The sequence below is a fragment of the Allorhizocola rhizosphaerae genome, from assembly GCF_003426775.1.
Classification (GTDB): Bacteria; Actinomycetota; Actinomycetes; order Mycobacteriales; family Micromonosporaceae; genus Allorhizocola; species Allorhizocola rhizosphaerae.
Genome location: NZ_QJUG01000055.1, coordinates 1 through 17,824 on the forward strand (window position 1 = coordinate 1; position 17,824 = coordinate 17,824).

At 67.7% G+C, this 17,824-nt stretch carries 16 protein-coding genes and 2 pseudogenes; 13 read left to right on the plus strand and 5 right to left on the minus strand.

Features of this window, described 5'->3' with window-relative positions; all coding sequences use genetic code 11:
- A pseudogene (locus DM816_RS14115) lies at nt 1-317 on the plus strand (hypothetical protein); the annotation flags it as partial.
- A gap of 12 nt (nt 318-329) precedes the next feature.
- Here the strand turns inward: DM816_RS14115 and DM816_RS14120 are convergent.
- From DM816_RS14120 to DM816_RS45235, 3 genes and pseudogenes are all read right to left on the minus strand, one after another.
- The gene (locus tag DM816_RS14120) at nt 330-1,259 is read right to left on the minus strand and encodes a S1 family peptidase (RefSeq protein WP_162907454.1); all 930 of its coding nucleotides are present in this window, start codon (nt 1,257-1,259) and stop codon (nt 330-332) included.
- 184 nt (nt 1,260-1,443) lie between these two features.
- Nucleotides 1,444-1,728, minus strand: a complete 285-nt coding sequence (locus DM816_RS44425; protein ID WP_246001938.1) for a hypothetical protein — start codon at nt 1,726-1,728, stop codon at nt 1,444-1,446.
- Between the two features lie 20 nt (nt 1,729-1,748).
- Nucleotides 1,749-1,901 (minus strand): annotated as a pseudogene (locus DM816_RS45235) (GntR family transcriptional regulator); the annotation flags it as partial.
- A gap of 107 nt (nt 1,902-2,008) precedes the next feature.
- Here DM816_RS45235 and DM816_RS14130 point away from each other — a divergent pair.
- The gene (locus DM816_RS14130) at nt 2,009-3,223 is read left to right on the plus strand and encodes an ArgE/DapE family deacylase (RefSeq protein ID WP_117210687.1); all 1,215 of its coding nucleotides are present in this window, start codon (nt 2,009-2,011) and stop codon (nt 3,221-3,223) included.
- On the opposite strand, the gene DM816_RS14135 is transcribed toward DM816_RS14130, so the two are convergent.
- The gene (locus DM816_RS14135) at nt 3,220-4,101 is read right to left on the minus strand and encodes an MBL fold metallo-hydrolase (protein ID WP_117210688.1); all 882 of its coding nucleotides are present in this window, start codon (nt 4,099-4,101) and stop codon (nt 3,220-3,222) included. The genes DM816_RS14130 and DM816_RS14135 overlap by 4 nt on opposite strands.
- A gap of 62 nt (nt 4,102-4,163) precedes the next feature.
- Here DM816_RS14135 and DM816_RS14140 point away from each other — a divergent pair, with 62 nt between their 5' ends.
- Nucleotides 4,164-5,465, plus strand: a complete 1,302-nt coding sequence (locus DM816_RS14140) for an MFS transporter (RefSeq protein ID WP_117210689.1) — start codon at nt 4,164-4,166, stop codon at nt 5,463-5,465.
- Nucleotides 5,466-5,514: 49 nt separating this feature from the next.
- Here DM816_RS14140 and DM816_RS14145 read toward each other — a convergent pair whose 3' ends face one another.
- A complete protein-coding gene (locus tag DM816_RS14145) occupies nt 5,515-5,868 on the minus strand; it encodes a hypothetical protein (RefSeq protein WP_162907456.1) in 354 nt (117 codons plus the stop codon).
- Between the two features lie 195 nt (nt 5,869-6,063).
- On the opposite strand from DM816_RS14145, the gene DM816_RS14150 reads away from it, so the two are divergent.
- From DM816_RS14150 to DM816_RS14190, 10 genes are all read left to right on the plus strand, one after another.
- Nucleotides 6,064-6,375 carry a hypothetical protein gene (locus DM816_RS14150; protein ID WP_117210691.1) on the plus strand — a complete coding sequence of 104 codons (312 nt, stop codon included), beginning with the start codon at nt 6,064-6,066 and terminating at the stop codon, nt 6,373-6,375.
- Nucleotides 6,376-6,462: 87 nt separating this feature from the next.
- The gene (locus tag DM816_RS14155) at nt 6,463-7,932 is read left to right on the plus strand and encodes a lysyl oxidase family protein (RefSeq protein WP_211588687.1); all 1,470 of its coding nucleotides are present in this window, start codon (nt 6,463-6,465) and stop codon (nt 7,930-7,932) included.
- Nucleotides 7,933-8,065: 133 nt separating this feature from the next.
- The gene (locus tag DM816_RS42545; protein ID WP_162907457.1) at nt 8,066-8,224 is read left to right on the plus strand and encodes a hypothetical protein; all 159 of its coding nucleotides are present in this window, start codon (nt 8,066-8,068) and stop codon (nt 8,222-8,224) included.
- Nucleotides 8,225-8,295: 71 nt separating this feature from the next.
- Nucleotides 8,296-9,666 carry an NDP-hexose 2,3-dehydratase family protein gene (locus DM816_RS14160; RefSeq protein ID WP_162907458.1) on the plus strand — a complete coding sequence of 457 codons (1,371 nt, stop codon included), beginning with the start codon at nt 8,296-8,298 and terminating at the stop codon, nt 9,664-9,666.
- Nucleotides 9,667-9,743: 77 nt separating this feature from the next.
- Nucleotides 9,744-11,177 (plus strand): MFS transporter, encoded by a 1,434-nt coding sequence (locus DM816_RS14165; RefSeq protein WP_117210693.1) that lies wholly within the window; start codon nt 9,744-9,746, stop codon nt 11,175-11,177.
- 122 nt (nt 11,178-11,299) lie between these two features.
- A complete protein-coding gene (locus tag DM816_RS14170) occupies nt 11,300-12,496 on the plus strand; it encodes a cytochrome P450 (protein ID WP_162907459.1) in 1,197 nt (398 codons plus the stop codon).
- The gene (locus DM816_RS14175; protein ID WP_211588688.1) at nt 12,496-13,644 is read left to right on the plus strand and encodes a CaiB/BaiF CoA transferase family protein; all 1,149 of its coding nucleotides are present in this window, start codon (nt 12,496-12,498) and stop codon (nt 13,642-13,644) included. The genes DM816_RS14170 and DM816_RS14175 overlap by 1 nt, the downstream gene beginning before the upstream one ends.
- A gap of 19 nt (nt 13,645-13,663) precedes the next feature.
- Entirely contained in the window at nt 13,664-15,175 is a 1,512-nt protein-coding gene (gene cimA, locus DM816_RS14180; protein ID WP_117210695.1) for a citramalate synthase, read from the plus strand.
- A gap of 98 nt (nt 15,176-15,273) precedes the next feature.
- Complete coding sequence (locus DM816_RS14185; protein ID WP_117210696.1) at nt 15,274-16,557, plus strand: beta-ketoacyl-[acyl-carrier-protein] synthase family protein; 1,284 nt, start codon at nt 15,274-15,276, stop codon at nt 16,555-16,557.
- Nucleotides 16,554-17,786 carry a ketosynthase chain-length factor gene (locus DM816_RS14190; protein ID WP_211588689.1) on the plus strand — a complete coding sequence of 411 codons (1,233 nt, stop codon included), beginning with the start codon at nt 16,554-16,556 and terminating at the stop codon, nt 17,784-17,786. Before DM816_RS14185 ends, DM816_RS14190 begins: the two co-directional genes overlap by 4 nt.
- The last annotated feature ends 38 nt before the right edge of the window (nt 17,787-17,824 follow it).

Genomic DNA, 17,824 nt, shown 5'->3' on the forward strand with positions numbered 1-17,824 from the left:
CGGCGGTGTTCGGTGTCGTGTGGGGGCTCTGCTCGATCGGGCCGGTCGGAGCGGCGGCCGGGCTCGCGCTCGCGGCGGGCGCGATGCGCGCGGCCCGGCGTGGGCGGGTCCGGCACGAGTTCCCGCCGATCGTGACGCCCATGGGATACGTGCCCACGGGCCTGCTCTACTGGCTGGTTACCGGGCTCGACCTGGGCGTGCTGCTTTCCGTGCCCACCTTGCTGATGATCGCCGGCGTGCTGCCGCCACCGCTGGCAGTCGGCCTGCAGGCGGTGGCGTCGCTGTTGGGGCTGGGCCTGTTCGTCACCCGCGCCTAGCTCACGGGTCGGTTATGGTGCGACCACGAGCGTGAGCCCGTATGCGGTGAGCGCCTCCCGGACAGGCTGATGGTACGAGCGGAAGCCGGAGGTGCCGCAGGGAAACGAGTTGCCGCCGGAGACGATGCCGTACGCGTAGGTGACGTCGTTGCCGTACAGCGGCCCGCCCGAATCGCCTGGGCCGGCGCATACGCTCGACTCGATGAGTCCACTGACGACACCGTCGTGGTAGGTGACGGAGACGTTCACCCGGGTGACGAAGCCGCAGGTCGTGCCGGTGGTGCGGCCGGTCTTGCAGACGGGCGAGCCGGGGAAGAAGTCCTGCGGGGGGCGCGCCGTGCCGACCCCGCGCACGGGCCGAGGCGAGCCGTGGTGCAGCACGGACGGCGCGTACTGGTGCGGCGTGATGCGGCTGATCTGGATGTTGGCGAAGTCGTCACCGGGGTAGTACGGCCGGGTGGTGCGGACGCCGATGAGCCCGCCGCTGTTGTATCCGCCTTCGGTGTACCAGACCGCGGCGCTGCCGGAGGTGTTGGCGACGCAGTGGCCGGCGGTCAGCAGGAAATACCACCCGCCGCCCTGGGCGAGGAATCCGGTGCTGCATCGCCGTTCCAAGTAGGCGGTGTCCATGGCCATGCCGCCGTAGATCAGCGCCAGCGGCTTCACGGCGGAGGCGCCCTCGGTCACCTGGACGCGACCCGGGTACCGGGCGGAGGCCGCCCTGGCCGCCGCCGTGCCGGGGCCGGGCGTCTCCAGGACGACGACGCCGCGTTGCGAGTCCACATAAGTCACGCTGCCCACGGGTGCCGTGGCGGCGACGGTGTCGCGCAGCTGTTCGAGTGTCGCCCGGTCCAACGGTTCGGCCCGCGCCGCGGGTGCCGGGCCGGCCACGATCGCGAGGGCGGCGACGGCGAGCACGGCTAGAGGTTGACGAATCTTCATGCATGGATGATCGTCGTGATGGTCGTCCACGAGAACTGGCCGTCCGGGCAGACATGGGTACTCGTCACTCCGGAACAGCGTCGATCACTCGGCGTCGGGCCGGGGGTGTCGGGCGTAGGTGCGGGCGGCGCGAGCGCGGTCTCTGCAGCGGTTGGAACACCGGTGGCGACGGCTGTTGCCACCGCTAGAGCGCGCCGAGCTTGGCGATTGCCGTGCTGAGCAACGCCTCCGGCCGGTCATGACAGATCCGCACATGTCCGGATCTGGCGCGGCGATGGTGGAAGGCCTCCCCGGACGCGATGAGCAACCCTGCCCGCCGCGCGGCGGCGAGATCCACGACCGCCCCGTAGGTGTACTCCTCCACGAGCACCGGCGCGGTCGGCACGGCGAGCACGTCGAACACGACCCGCAGGGCGTGGTGACCGCCTGCCGTGATGATGATCTGGTCAGGGCCCGTCGGCAGGCCCACTTGGCTGAGGCGCGGAGCTGGTTGAGCGCGGCGGACACGGTGGGCCGGCTGACGTGCAGAGCGCGTGCCATCAACCGCTCGGGGGGCAACTGCTCGCCGGGCGCGAGCATCCCGGCCGCGATGAGCTGCCGCAGCGCCAGCGCCAGGCGTGCCGCGAGGTTTTCGGCGTCCATGTGGACCCACCCGTCCAGCAGTTGCTCGATTGGCGCGCTCGTCACCCGCACGATCGTATTCCAATTGGCTAATGCGCCCCCAGCCAATTTCCTGACATGCTGATCGGGTGCTTGATTCCGTTCACGCCAAGCGTGTCCGCCTCACCGTCGCCGAGCGACAGGACGAGATGGTCCGGCTGCTCACCGACTTCTGCGCCATTGCGGCGGAGAACCCGCCCGGCACGTTCCTGCTGGAGTCGCAGCGATGGATCGAGAAGACGCTGCACGAATACGGCATCGGTTCGGAAAGCCATGACACCGCGCAGTCCGGTGGCCAGCATCGGGTGATCATCGGGTCGATCGGCGACTCCGGACCGATGATGTATCTGCACGGCCACTACGACGTGGTGCCCGCCTTCGGTCCTGAGCAGTTTTCGCCCGAGGTGCGCGACGGCCGGGTGTTCGGCCGTGGCGCCTCGGACATGAAGAGCGGTCTGGTGGCCATGCTGATGGGCGCGCTGGTCCACCGTGATCTCGGTGGCCTCGGCCGGATTCGCCTCGTCTACGTGCCCGACGAGGAAACCGGCGGTGCCAACGGTTCCGAGCGCATGGTCCAAAGAGGACTGATTGCCACCGAGGGATGCGTCGGGGCCATCGTCGGTGAGCCGAGTTACCCCGATCTGTGGTACGCCGCTCGGGGCGCATTCACCGTGCGGGTGACCGTGCACGGCCGTCCGGCGCACATCGGGCTGCACTACACCGGGGTCAATGCCGTCGAGGAGGGCTATCACCTGATCGGCCGACTGCTCGCGTACCGCGACCGGATAGCCAAGCACAAGACCGGCTTGAAGATCGAGCCCGAGGCGGCGCGGGAGTCGGTCATGCTGATCGGTGGCCAGGTCGGCGGTGGGACGAACTTCAACATCGTGCCCGACCGGTTCAGCTTCACGATCGATCGCCGGCCCAACCCCGACGAGGACTACGCCGCCGCGCGCCGGGAACTGCTCGATCTGCTTGACGACTTCGGCAAGGATCACCGCGTGACGGTGGAAGTCCTGCAGGACGTGCTTCCCGCGAGCGCCGACGAGGACAGCCCACTCATTCGCACACTCCAAGCGGCGGCACTGGAGGTGAGCGGTCGGCAGGTGCGGGCATCGATGTGTCCGGGCTGCCTCGAAACCCGCGTCTACAGCAGTGTCGGCATTTCGTCGGTTGCGTTTGGACCCGGGCCGTTCACCGAGATGCACGGCCCGGGCGAGCACGTCCCGATCGACAATCTCGTGGAAGCCGCCGCCGTCTACGCCATCACGCTCGGCGAACGGTTGGGAGTCATCGGACGCTAGGCCTGGCAGTCGGGCAGCCTCCCGTGAAACGCGACCATGTCCTGGAATGCCTTGAGCACGTTGACGTCGGTGGAGCCGTCGCGTTCGGCGAACGCGCGGTGCAGGTTGCCGATCAGTCGCTCGGAGTCCAGCAGCTTGCCGAAATCACCGAGGTCTGCTTGCCTCGCGGCGTCCATGATGGACTGTCCATTATGGGCGAGGCCTTGGATCCAGCGCAGGTATGACTCGTTGGCGTCGAGCAGCTCGGGCCCGCCCACCTCGCCGTGCCCGGCGACGATGACCGCCGGGTCGAGGGCGCGCAGGCGCTCGATCGCGCGTAGCGATCCGGCCACCGAACCCATGAGGCAGAACGGCGTCACGCCCGACATGATGACGTCGCCCGCGAAAAGGATGCGCTCATCGGGTACCCAGATAACAATGTCATTGGTGGTGTGGGCCGGCCCGACGTGAATCAGCTCGATTCTACGATCTCCATTGTGGATTGTCAGCCGATCCTCGAAGGTCAGCACGGGCGGTGTGAGCACGATTTCGCCCCACTCCACGTCCGGCCACAGGTTGGTGAGGCCGAGACCGGCCTCAATCATCTCGGAGCGGCAACGCTCGTGCGCCACGATGACCGCCCCCGGCGCGAATTGCGCGTTGCCGAAGACGTGGTCGCCGTGAAAGTGTGTGTTGACGACGAGATTGGCGCCGTTGGGCGCGACCGTCGCCACGGCCTGCTTCAACTGCTTCGAGCGGCGCTCGGTCGCGGCCGTGTCAATCACGACGGTCGTTTCTGGACCGGCGATGATGCCCGCGTTGTTGACGCACCAGCCGCCGTCGGGCTGGACGTAGGCGAACACGCCGGGAGCAAGGGTTTGCAGCGCCCCATCAGTCACCGCGCCATCCTGCCCGGCACCGCTCGAGCACGAGTCGAGCCGCGCGGCGAACTCTGCATGCTATGACTGCGACCTTAGAAAAGACTTCTCATACGGTACCGGATGAGGGCTTCGTTCCCTCCCACGGCAAAGGCCGGCGGGAGTTGCTCGCGGCCTCGGTGGGTGGGATCGTCGAGGGATTCGACTGGACCATCTACGCGGTGATGGCGCCCTATCTCGCGGTGCAGCTGTTCCCGGGCGACAGCCCGGTGGCCAAGCTCCTTGCCGCGTATGTGGGATTCGCGGTCGGCTTCGTCGCGCGGCCACTCGGAAGCATCCTCATCGGATGGTGGGCCGACCGGCGCGGGAGACGGTCGGCGCTCGTGCTCAGCATGGTGACCATCGCGCTGGCGAATCTGGTCATCGCCCTCACACCGACCGCTGCGGTGATCGGGGTCGGGGCTGCGATTATCGTCGTGCTGGCGCGTGTTTTCATGGGCATCTCGTTCGGTGGCGAGATCCCAAGCGGGGCCGCGTATGTCACGGAGACAGCGCCCGCGAAGCGGCGGTTCAGCTACAGCGCGGTCGCGTCGCTCGGTGGGGTGATCGGGCCGATTCTGGCGTTCATCACGCTGGCTATCCTGCTTGGCACATATGGGGCCGAGGGTGTCACCAACGGTGGCTGGCGGGTCGCGTTCATCGTGGCGGCGGCGGCCGGGCTGGTCGCGCTGTGGATCCGGACCGGTGTGCGGGAGAGCAACGCGTTCCTGGACAACCGCACGCCGGTGCGCCGCTGGGCGGTGCTGCGCGCCAATTCCCGCCTCGTCATCGCGACGTTCTTCGCGTGCGCGGGAGGGACCGTCGCGTTCTACCTTGGCACGGTTTACCTTCCCGTCTACGCGGACATGCACGGGGTCATCGCCCGCCCCAACGCCGAGCGGATGATGCCCGCCGCGCTTCTGGTCATGCTCGTCGTGATGCTCATCGCGGGCCGCCTGGCCGACCGGTTCGGCGCGTTCAACGTGTTCCGCACCGGGTTCCTGCTGCTGGCCGTCGGCACGGGTCCGCTGCTGATCGCGCTGCGCACCGGCGCCATCCCGTTCATCGGCGCGGCGGTCATCTACCTGTCGTGCTTCGGGCTCGTGCTGGCGCAAGCAAACGTCATCTTCAGCCAGCTGTTCCCGACGAGTATTCGCGTCATCGGGTACGGCATCCCCTACACCATCTCGGCGGCCGTCTTCGGCGGCACCACTCCGGCCGTGGCTCAGTCGCTGGCCGCCTCCGGCCGCCCGTCGGGCGTCATCTGGTACGCCTCCGCAGCCGCAGTCGTCTCGGCGCTCGCGACTCTGCTGATCCGCCGCAGCGACATCAAGGTACAGGAGTGAGTCGGCTCAAGGGGTGGCCGTGCCAGCCGGTGCGGCCACCCCTTTCGCGTCACCACCAGGCGCCGCAACCCGTGCCGTTGCTGTAATAGCACACGCGAACGTAGTAGGTGCGGGCACTGACAAACTGCTCTGTCCCGTAGGCGCCTGGACCGTAAAGGTTGTATACGATCCCGTCGAAAGAAGCCTGCACGTATCGGTTGTTGATGTCTATCCTCACCCAACCGTCGTATCGCCCGCCGCCAACAGACCAGTAGTCTCCGCATGCCTGAGCCCACGCGTCGTTGATGCCATACAGCCTCTTGCAGCTGCCGTTGTCGCCGATGGCGTGTGCGGCCGTTGGCACCGCGGCAGTCGCCGCCACGAGAGCAAATACCGTGAGCAGTCGCGCTAGCGTCCCCCTCAACGTGTCACCTTCCCTTCGCTGCGAACCTCTCCTTCGATCGACCTTCGCGTGCGGCGAACGTTCGTGGCAACCGTCCCGAACGGTCCCGAACATATCCGGACATGCGTATGGGTGTTGAGCTCAGGACCGCGTCGATAGCATCGAAGTTGATCTGTTGCTGGTACGAATTTTCGTTGAGCCAGAAGGGGAAATCGCATGCTACGCACAGGCCTGGCCAAACTGCTGGTGACCGCCTCGATCATCCTCGCCCCGGCCATCGCGCTCGCGGCACCGGCCGGCGCGGCCGTCGCCCCGGGCACGGCCGCCGTCGCCTCCCATCAGGGTGCTCCCGTCTCCGGGGACTCGCCCGTCATCACCCCGATGAGCTGGCACTACTTTGACTCCTTCGACTCGCTGCGGGCGTGCAAGGACATGGGAAACCTCCTGTACGACAACAACTTCATCAACAACTACAGCTGCCAGTACCGCAACGGCAAATACGAGCTGTGGGTGGTCTACAGCGAGTAGGACGGTGGATTTCCGTGCCGGTCTAGCTTCCGCGTGGCGGGCGCGGAAGCCAGGCGCGCGACCATGCCTGAAGGAAGGAGCCACGAATTGGCAAGGATCGGTTTAAGGGTCGGTGCCCCGCTCGCCGCGTTGCTGACCGCGGTCTGGACCGTCAGCGGGTTCTCGGCTGCGGCCGCACAGGTCGCCTCCCCGGCGCCGTTGGAGCTCGTGAGCACTGCTTCTGCGGTCATCGTGGAGCGGCTGCAGGGCCGACCCTTCGTCACGCTCGACCTCGGTGCGTTCATGGTCGCGGGCAGGTCGCCATTCGAGATCCATGTCAAGCGCCGGTCCTACCACGACCCGATCGTCGCGACACAGATCGTGCGGGACCACGGCCGGGTGCACGTCAGGCCTGTCGCCAGCGATGTGGTGAACGGCTTCGACGGCTTGCGCGACTTCTTCCACCTGAGCCTGACGGACGCGGCCGGGCAACAGGTGCTGAACGCCGAACAGGGATTCTGCCCGAACGGTCGCACCATGCGTCTGCGCCCGGCCGCTCCGCACGCCTCGCCCTATCCACCGTCGTGTCCGACCAATCCGTTCACACTCGGTTCGGTGTGGGGAGTGCAAAGTGGATGGGGCACGTCAACCGGTGGCGCCACTGAGCGCGTCAACACCGCGGGCGTCCCGGACGGGGTCTATACCGCCCGGTTGACCGTGACCGGACGATACCGCGACGTGTTCCGGATCCCGGCGAACACGGTGACGGTCGAGGTCACACTGAGGACCGTGCCGGTACCGCTGCCGACTGCGGCACCCGGCGCCGCCTCACCGCTTGCCGCAACCACCGGGCCGGCGGCCGGCCCGCACGGGCCACGCCCCGATCTGATACCCCTGCCGGCGTGGGCGATCGACATCCTCGGTGACAACCCGCGCACCCCGCAGGTGGAGCCCGAGCGGCTGACGTTCGCCGCCAACGTGTGGAACGCCGGACCTTCCCCGCTCGTGGTCGACGGCTTCCGCCGCCCCAACGAGGCGGTCATGGACTCATACCAGTACTTCTACGACGCCGACGGCAACGCGATCGGTCACGCCCCGGTCGGCTCGATGGAGTGGGACGACAAAGACGGCCACCGCCATTGGCATTTCCGGGATTTCGCCGGCTACCGGCTGCTCGACAGCGACCTGCGCGAGGTCGTACGCTCCCAGAAGGAGGCGTTCTGCCTGGCCAACACTGATGCGATCAACCTGTTCGTGCGGAACGCCGACTGGCAGCCGGACAACACCGATCTGCACACTTCGTGCGGCAATGCGGATTCGCAGACGGTACGGCAGGTGCTCGCCACCGGGCACGGCGACACCTACCCGAACTCGGCGCCCGGCCGGGCAGTGACCATCCAGGACCTGCCCAACGGCACCTACTACATCCAGGTCGTCGCCAACCCCGACAATGTGCTGTACGAGAGCAACCCGCACAACAACGTGTCGCTGCGCAAGGTCGTGTTGGGTGGGACGCCCGGAGCCCGCACCTTCCTGGTGCCCCCATACGGATTGGTCGACACCGACCCCACGGGCTGACCCAGCCCCGCACGCACGCCCGGCGAACGGCCGCTCTGGCCAGTAGCGATGCTTGGCAGCTCATCGAAGCTCATCACGTGCTAGATATCTAGGCCTGCAAGCTCCCGGGGTTGGTGTCGAGCCGAAGCTTGCGGTGCTGATCGGCGATCTGTTCCCGGACTCGGCAATAGCGCTGGACTATCGGTTAAGCCGCGACCGGCCACGTGTGATCCATGCACGACCGCAGGGATGGCACGTGGTGGCGGCCGACTTCGAGGAGCTGGAGCGGCTGCTGGGTCTGCAGGCCGGCTGAGCCGCGCACCGCGAGCGGATGTGTTCTGGGGCTCTGGCCGGGCTTGAGGGCGGATGGCCAGGCTGAGTGCCATGGGTGCCACGGTCCGGCCATCGAAGCTGCTGACCCCGCGCGACGACCGGGATCTGGTCTCCCGGCTCACCGTCTCCGGCGCGGCGGCTGACGGCGTGCTCACGATGCAGCAATTCTACGAGTGGTTCCTGGCGCAGAAGGGGCCGCGGGGGCTGGAGTCGGAACGGGTGCCGTTCGCCGCGCTCGAAGGGTGGGCGTTCGCCAAAGACACCGGCAACCTGGTGCATGCGGGCAGCGGCCACTACAGCGTCGAGGGGATGAAGATCCTGGCCTGGACCGGGCCGATCTGCGAGTGGTATCAGCCGATCGTCAACCAGCCCGGCGTCGGCATCCACGGGCTGCTGGTCAAGGAGCATGCCGGGGTGCTGCACTGCCTGGTGCAGGCCAAGGCCGAGCCCGGCCACCCGGAGGTCATCCAGCTGTATCCGACCGTGCAGGCGACCCGTGACGCCTATGCCACCGCGCAGCGCGATTTCGCGACCCGGCACCTGGAGAGTTTCATCGGCCCGCGCCGTGGCCGCATCATCGCCGACGTGCTGCACTCCTCGCACGGCCAATGGTTCTATCGCATGAGCAATCGTTGCATGGTCGTTGAGGCGATGGGCGACGTCGAAGCGGGCGAGGGGTTCGCATGGCTGACCGTGGGGCAGCTTAACGCGCTCCTCAAGCGGAACAAGGTGCTCAGCCTGAGCCTGCGCTCGCTTCTGTCCCTGCTCCCGCGCAACGACTCCGCGAGCCGCGCCGTGATGACCAGTGCCGAGGTGCTGGGCTGGCTTTCCGAACAACGGGCCTATCGCGAGGTCGAGATTACGCCGATCCCGCTGAACCACGTGTCCGGCTGGCAGCGCACCGAGATGGAGATCTGCCGCGCCGACGGCCGCTATCTCAGCATCATGGCCGTGGAATCCCACGGCCGCCACGAAACCATCAGCCAGCCGATGGTGGAGGTGCGGGGGCAGGGCCTGGCGGCCTTGGTGGTCAAGGAGTTCGACGGCGTGCCGCATGTGCTGGCCCGCGCCGGCCTGGAGAGCGGGCTGCGCGACTCGGTCGAGATTGGACCGACGGTCTTTTGCCAGCCCAAGGACTTCGAGAAGCAGGGTAACGTGCCGCGCCCGGCCCTGCTCGACTACATCCTCTCGGCGCGCCAGGACCAAATCCGTTACGACAGTGTCCAAACCGGCGACGGCGCCCGCTTCTACCACCCTACCTGCCGCAATCTTATCGTGGAGGCCGACGACAGGCTGCCCGCCGAACTCCCACCCGAGTTCGCCTGGGTCGCGTTAGGACAGATTTCCGATCTCATCCGCCACATTCACTGTGTGAACCTCCCCGCGCGGGCGCTGATCGCCTGCCTCAACGCCTTGCAGTGAGGAGTGAAGATCATGAGCGAGGGCTTGCGCCGAGTGAATAGACAGCCAGGGCTCCTTCAGCGCAGCGGAGGCGGCAAATGACGCAGCTTGTGGTTGCGCCAGCCCAGCAAACTGTCAGGGAGAAACACGGCTGGCGGTGGGTGGCGTTCTCGGCCGCGCTCGCCGCGATGGTGATTGACCGGCTCGACGCCACGATTGTCAACGTCGCGGCACCCTCGATTCAGGCCAGCCTGGGCGGGTCGTTCGCCGATCTGCAGTGGACGGCCGCCGCCTACACCCTCGCGATGGCCGTGACACTGCTCGTCGGCGGGCGGCTGGGCGACATGTTCGGGCGCAAGCGCATCCTGCTGCTCGGCGTCGCGGGCTTCACCGCCGCGTCTGTCCTATGCGCACTGTCGGTCAATCAGGCCATGCTCATCGGATTTCGTGCCGTGCAAGGCGTCTTCGCGGCGGTCATGCTGCCACAAGTTTTCGGGCTCGTGCGCGACATCTTTCCACCCTCCCACCAACGCAAGGCGTGGGTCGTGTTAGGACCCGTCATCGGGCTCGCGACCGTCGCCGGGCCGATCGTCGGCGGCGCGCTCATCAGCCTCAACCTGTTTGGCATGGGATGGCGCACCATTTTCCTCATCAACCTGCCCATCGGTGTGGTCGTGCTCCTCATTGGAGCGTGGCTCATCCCGCGCACCGCGCCGCCCATCGAGTCCAAACGGCTTGACCTGCTTGGCATCCTGCTCGCCGGGACGGGCATGTTCCTGCTCGTGCGGCCGCTCGTGCAAGGCTCGACTCCCACCGATCGGCTCATGCTCCTCGGAGCCATCCCGATCCTTTTTCTTTTCGCTTGGTACCAGATAAAGCGCAGCCAATCCGGTCGGCCCTCACTGATCGAGCCCGGCCCGTTCCGCCGCCGCTCATTCCTGTCCGGCATTGTGTTCGCGCTCTCGTTCCTCATGGCGCTGGGCGGATTCGTGCTTACCTTCTCCGTCTTCGTCCAACTCGGATTGTCCTACAGCCCGCTGCGAGCGAGCATCGCCACGCTCCCGTGGGCCGGCGGCGCCTTCCTCGGCTCGACCATCAGCGCGGCCCTCGTGTTCCGCATGGGCCGCAACGTCATCCATCTCGGGCTGGGGCTCATGGGCGGGGGCCTGCTGTGGCTGACCGCCGTGATCGCGCCGGGCGCGACCGCGTGGGACTTCGCCCTCCCGCTGCTGGTCGGCGGCACCGGCATGGGCATGGTCTTCGTGCCCATGTTCGACATCATCCTGGGCGGCCTGGGCAATCACGAGATGGGCTCGGGCTCCGCCGTGCTCAAGGCCGTGCAGCAGCTCGGCCTGGCGCTGGGCGTGGCGGTGATCGGCTCCGTCTTTTTCGGACTCCTCGGCGCGCCCGCCGATTATGTGGCGGCCGCCCGGTGGACCTCGCTCGTCGCCGCCTGCATGATCGCGATCGCGTTCATGCTCGGCTACTGGTTACCCAAGCCCAGTGAAACGAAGGGGGAGATACATGAGTGAGGGCTTGCCCGAGCGAATCAGAGGGCATGCGCCGCGTAGCGCAGTGGAGGGACGCCATAGTGGTGAGGGCTTGCCCGAGCGAATCAACAGCCAGGGCTCCCGGAGCGAAGCGGAGGAAGCAAATGGCTGAGCTTTTCCCGTGGCACCGGCCGGATCCACTCTCCGAACCGCCCGAATACCAACGCTTGCGCGAGAGCGAGACCCCGGTGCGCCGGGTCCGGCTGCGCACGGGCATCTTCGCGACCGTTGTGACCCGCTACGACGACGTGCGCGAGCTGCTCGCCGACACCCGCGCCAGCAGCGACCGGGCGCACCCGGGCTACCCGTACTACATCCCCGTCCCGCAGGCTTTCCGCACCGACTCGGGCTTCCTGGGCATGGACCCACCCGCGCACACCGTCCAAAGGCGGCTCGCCGTGGTCAGCGGCGAGTTCACCAAAATCCGGGTGCGCGCGCTCATGCCCCGCCTGCGCGAGATCGTCGACGGGTGCATCGACAAGATGATCGATCACGGCCCACCGGTCGACCTGGTGCGCATGCTCGCCCTGCGCGTCCCGCTCACCGCCGTCTGCGGCATCCTCGGCATCCCCGAGTCCGACCACGATTTCCTGCACGACCACACCGACATCCTGCTCGGCGGGGGCTCCTCGCCGCAGGAGCGCCTGGCGGCGATGGAGGAGGTCAACGCATACCTGCAGGGTCTGGTGGCCCGCCGGGAACGCCAACCGCGCGACGACCTGATCAGCCGGATGATTTCCCGGTACCAGAAAGAAGAAATCTATAATCGGCGCGACATGGTGAACAATCTGCGCTTGATGATCAACGCCGGCCATGAGACCACGGCCGCGATGATCGCGCTGGGCGTGATGACCCTGCTCGACCATCCGGACCAGCTTGACCTGCTCATGTCCGATCCCGAGGCCCATGCCGACAACGCGGTCGAGGAGCTGCTGCGCTTCATCACGCCGGCCGATCTGGCGATGTGCCGGGTGGCGAAGAAGGACATCTACATCGGCGGTGTCATTGTGCCCGCCGGCGAGGGCATCGTCCTGTTGGGAATGTCGGCCAACCGCGACCCGGCCATGTTCGCCGAGCCCGACCGGTTCGACATCACCCGGGGCAGCCGGGCACACCTGTCCTTCGGCAACGGCCCGCATCACTGCATCGGCGCCGAGCTCGCCCGCGCCGAACTCAATGTCGTGTTCACCAGGCTGTTCCACCGCATTCCGCATATGCATCTGCTCAAGCCCGGCAACGAATTACAGTTCAAGGACGGCAGCGTGGTCTACAGCGTCTTCGAAATGCCGGTGGGGTGGTGATGCACGGACCTCTGCACGGGGTGACTGTCCTGGAGATCGCCGCCATCGGCCCGGCGCCGTTCGGCTGCATGCTGCTGGCCGACCTGGGCGCGACCGTGATCCGGGTCGACCGGCCAGGGGAGCGGCAGCTGGCGCCGTGGCACCGGATTCTCGACCGCGGCCGGCGATCGATTTCGCTCGACCTGAAGCACCCGGCGGGCGTGGAGGTGGTGCTGCGCCTGGCCGAGCGCGCCGACGTGATGGTGGAGGGCTTCCGGCCCGGTGTCGCCGAACGCCTCGGCATCGGGCCGATCGACTGCCGCCGGCGCAATCCGGCGCTCGTCTACGCCCGCATGACCGGCTGGGGGCAGAGCGGACCGTTGGCACGCACGGCCGGGCACGACATCAATTACATCGCGCTGTCCGGTGCGCTGCATGCCATCGGCCGCGCGGGCGGCGGTCCGGTGCCGCCGCTGAACCTGTTGGGCGACTTCGCGGCCGGCGGCATGCTGCTGGTCAACGGGGTTCTCGCGGCCCTGCTCGAACGGGAACGCTCGGGCGTCGGCCAGGTGATCGACGTGTCCATTGTGGATGGTACGGCCTCGCTGCTGTCGATGCTGCTGTCGATGAGCGCGGCGGGGCAGTGGCGAGATGAGCGTGGTACCAACATTCTCGACACCGGCGCGCCGTTCTACGACGTCTATGCGTGTGCCGGCGGCGGTCACGTGGCGGTCGGCGCCATCGAGGACCAGTTCTACCTGGCGCTGGTGACCGGGCTCGGACTGGACCCCGAACTGCTGCCCGACCGGACCGACCCGGTTAACTGGTCCGCCTTGAAGCGGCTGTTCGCCGACCGCTTCGCGTCACGCACCCGCGACGAGTGGGCGGCGATTTTCGCCGAGACCGACGCGTGCGTCACGCCGGTCCTCACGGTTGCCGAGGCGGCACAGCACCCGCACCTTGTCGCGCGTGAGACCTACGTCGAAGGCCAGCCGGCGGGCGCGCCAAGGTTTTCCCGCTCCCGCGCGATGCCGGCCAAGCCCGCGCCCGAGGTTGGCGACGACACGCTGGCCCTGCTCGCCGACTGCGGACTGTCCCAGGACGAGATCGCCCGACTGGAGCGTGCCGGCGCGGTGTGGTCCAACGACACTCGACCGGAGGGCGAGTAGTCCCCCGGATCGTGGGCACATGCCGGCCAGCGAGTTCCAGCTCTACGACACCACCCTGCGGGACGGGACACAGCAGGAGGGCCTGGTGCTCTCCGTCGGTGACAAACTGGCCGTGGCCCGCCGCCTGGACGAGTTCGGCGTCACCTTCATCGAGGGTGGCTGGCCCGGCGCGATCCCCCGGGACACCGAGTTTTTCCGCCGTGCCAAGACGGAACTGGTGCTCAAGAACGCGCAACTGGTCGCGTTCGGCGCGACGCGCCGGCCCGATGTGGCGGTGCATCACGACCCGCAGGTGGCCGCGCTGCTTGAGGCCGAGACGCCGTTCGTCACGCTGGTGGCCAAGGCCGACAGCCGGCACGTCGAACTGGCGTTGCGCACCACGAATACCGAAAACCTCGCGATGATTCGCGATACTGTGCGGCATCTGGTACGACAGGGCAGGCGCGTGTTCGTCGACGCCGAGCACTATTTCGACGGCTTCCGCACGGACCGCGCCTATGCACTGTCCGTTGTGGACACGGCGATGGAGGCGGGTGCGGAGGTCGTGGTGCTGTGTGACACCAACGGCGGCACCCTGCCACACGAGCTGACCTCCATTGTGGACACGACTCGGCTGGCGTCACACCGCCTCGGCATCCACTGTCACGACGACTCGGGTTGTGCCGTGGCCAACACGCTGATGGCCGTGGACGCGGGGGTCACGCACGTGCAGGCGACCGCGCACGGCTATGGCGAGCGGTGCGGCAACGCCAATCTGTTCACCGTCGCGGCCAATCTGGTGCTCAAGCGCGGGCTGCCGGTCATCGCGCACTCGCAACTTGCGACCCTGTCCGAGGTGGCACAGGCGATCACAGACATCACGTCGATGCCCGCACACCGATCCGCGCCCTATGTGGGGGCGGCGGCGTTCGCGCACAAGGCCGGTCTGCACACGTCCGCGATTCGCGTGGATCCCAGCCTGTACCAACACATCGAACCGGCAATGGTGGGCAATACCCGCCGGACGCTGGTCTCCGACATGGCCGGGCGGGCCTCCATCGAGATGAAGGCCCGCGAGCTCGGCTACGAACTCGCGCCCGAAGCCGTGGCCCGCGTGGCGACGCGCGTGAAAGAGCTGGAGAGCCAGGGATACGTGTTCGAGGCGGCCACCGCGTCGTTCGAGCTTCTCGTGCGCGCCGAGACCGGAGCGGACCGGCCGTTCGACGTGGACGGCTGGCAGGTCACCGTCGGCGACGCGGTGGTCGAGGCCACGGTCGAGGTCGACGGAGCCATCACGCGGGCCTCCGGCCAGACCGCCATCGAGGCGCTGTGGCGGGCACTCGCCGCCGCGCGACCCGAAATCGGGGCCTGGCGGCTGGACCACTGCCAGACGTGGACGCTGGAGGGCACGCTCGGCATCCGCGCGACGGTCACCCTCAAAGACGGCGATAACCGTTGCAGCACAGTCGGTGTGGATACCGACGGAGTCACCGCCACGTGGCGGGCGCTGCAGGACGCCGTGCGGTTTGTCCTGACCACACCGGGCGTCTAGGACACTTCGAGTTTCCAGCAGCAGCATCGGGGTGTGGCCCTTTTACTGATGGGAGATGTGATGTCATCACGTACCGCCTTTGCGATCGGAGACCGGCGATGAGTCGCCGGGCGGTCATCACCGGGGTGGGCGCGGTCGCACCGGGTGGCATAGGTAAGAAGGCATATTGGGACCTTCTCGCCGCGGGGCGGTCAGCGACCCGGTCCATCACCCACTTCGACGCGTCCCCGTATCGCTCCCGCATGGCAGCAGAAGTCGACTGGGACCCGAGACAGGAGGGCCTCACGCTGCAGGAGGAGCGGCGGCTCGACCGGGCCGCGCAGTTCGCCGTCGTCGCCGGGCGCGAGGCCGTCTCCGACTCCGGGCTGGAGTTCGAGCGCCTCGATCCCACCCGCATCGGCGTCACCCTCGGCAGCGCCGTCGGCTGCACCACGAGCCTGGAGCGCGAGTACATCATCGGCAGCGCGGAGGGCAAGAAGTGGGAGGTGGACCCGAACTACACGGTGCCGCACCTGTACGACTACTTCACGCCCTGCTCGATGTCGGCCGAAATCGCCTGGCTCGTCGGCGCCGAGGGACCGGTCAACGTGGTCTCGACCGGGTGCACATCCGGATTGGACTCGGTGGGATATGCCGCCGAGCTGATCGTGGAGGGCACGGCCGACGTGATCGTGACCGGCGCGACCGAGGCACCGCTCTCGCCGATCACGGTGGTGTGCTTCGACGTCATCCGGGCCAGCTCGACGCGCAACGACGACCCCACAACGGCGTGCCGGCCGTTCGACAAGACGCGCGACGGGCTGGTGCTCGGTGAGGGCGCGGCCATCATCGTGCTTGAGGAGTACGAGCACGCCCGCAAGCGGGGCGCGCACATCTACGCCGAGGTGGCCGGGTTCGCCTCGCGATGCAACGCCTACCACATGACCGGCCTGCACCCAGACGGCAAGGAGATGGCCGAGGCGATCAACGCGGCGATGGCCGGAGCCAGGGTGGAGGCGGAAGACATTCATTACATCAACGCACATGGATCTGGTACCAAGCAGAACGACCGGCACGAGACGGCGGCCTTCAAGCGCAGCCTTGGCGAGCAGGCCTACTCCATCCCGGTGAGCGGCTTCAAATCGATGATCGGCCACTCGCTGGGCGCCATCGGCTCGCTGGAGATCGTCGGCAGCCTGATGGCCATCGAGGCCGGGCTCATCGCCCCGACGGCCAACCTGCACGAGCCCGACCCCGAGTGCGACCTGGACTACGTGCCGCTGGTCGCCCGCGAAGCGAAGGTGGACAGCGTGCTCACCGTGGGCAGTGGCTTCGGCGGATTCCAGAGCGCCATGGTGTTGCGGCGAGTGTCGTCGCAAGGTTCTGAGGAGGGCGGCAAGTGACTGCGGCGCAGGCGGTGCGGACCGTCGTGACGGGGATCGGGTTGTGTGCCCCCAACGGCCTCGGTCCCACTGCGTATTGGAAGAACACCCTGCGAGGGCAGAGCGGGATCGGCAAGATCACGCGCTTCGACACGTCCAAGTACTGGTCGAAGATCGGCGGCGAGGTGCCCGGGTTCGAACCGGCCGAGCACCTGCAGAGCCGGCTGCTTCCGCAGACCGACCACATGACCCGGCTCGCGCTCGTCGCGACCGACTGGGCGCTGTGGGGCGCGGGACTGCGCTCGACCGACGTGCCCGAATACGATATGGCCGTGGTCACGGCCGCGACGGCCGGCGGATACGAGTTCGGCCAGCGAGAGCTGCAAAAGCTCTGGGCCGAGGGCCCCGATTTCGTTTCCGCGTACCAGTCGTTCGCCTGGTTCTACGCGGTCAACACCGGGCAGATCTCGATCCGGCACGGCATGCGGGGGCCGGGTGCCGTGCTCGTGACCGAGCAGTGCGGCGGGATCGACGCCATCGGGCACGCGCGGCGGCAGTTGCGCAAGGGTGTGCGCATGGCGCTCACGGGCGGGATCGACAGCTCGATGTGCCCGTGGGCCTGGGTGGCACACCAGGTTTCGGGTGGGCTCTCGCACAGCAACCAGCCCGAGCGGGCGTACCTGCCGTTCGACAACGACGCCAGCGGATACATCACGGGCGAGGGCGGGGCCATCATGGTGCTCGAGACGGCCGAGTCGGCCGCGGCGCGCTACCCGGTGCGGGTCTACGGTGAGATCGCCGGGTACGCGTCCACGTTCGACTCCAAAGTGGAGGGTCGCGAGCCGGGCCTGAAGCGGTGCGCGGAACTGGCCCTCGCCGACGCGGGCCTCACGCCCAAGGACATCGACGTGGTCTTCGCCGACGCGGCCGGGCAGCGCGACCTGGACAAGGCCGAGGCGGAGGCGATCGTCGGCCTGTTCGGCCCGTTCGGGGTGCCGGTCACCGCGCCCAAGACGATGACCGGCCGCCTGTTCGCCGGTGGCGCCTCGCTCGATGTCGCGGCGGCGCTGCTGTCGGTGTGGGACGGGGTCATCCCGCCCACCATCAACGTCAACAACCCCAGCAAGGAGTACGAGCTCGACCTCGTGCTGGACCAGCCGCGCCACCAGCGCGTGCGGGCCGCGCTGGTGCTCTCGCGCGGCCGCGGCGGCTACAACTCGGCCATGGTCGTGTGCGAGTACAACAGGTAAAGGTTTTCCAAGCCGTGGGCTGCCCAGCATTGCGGGCG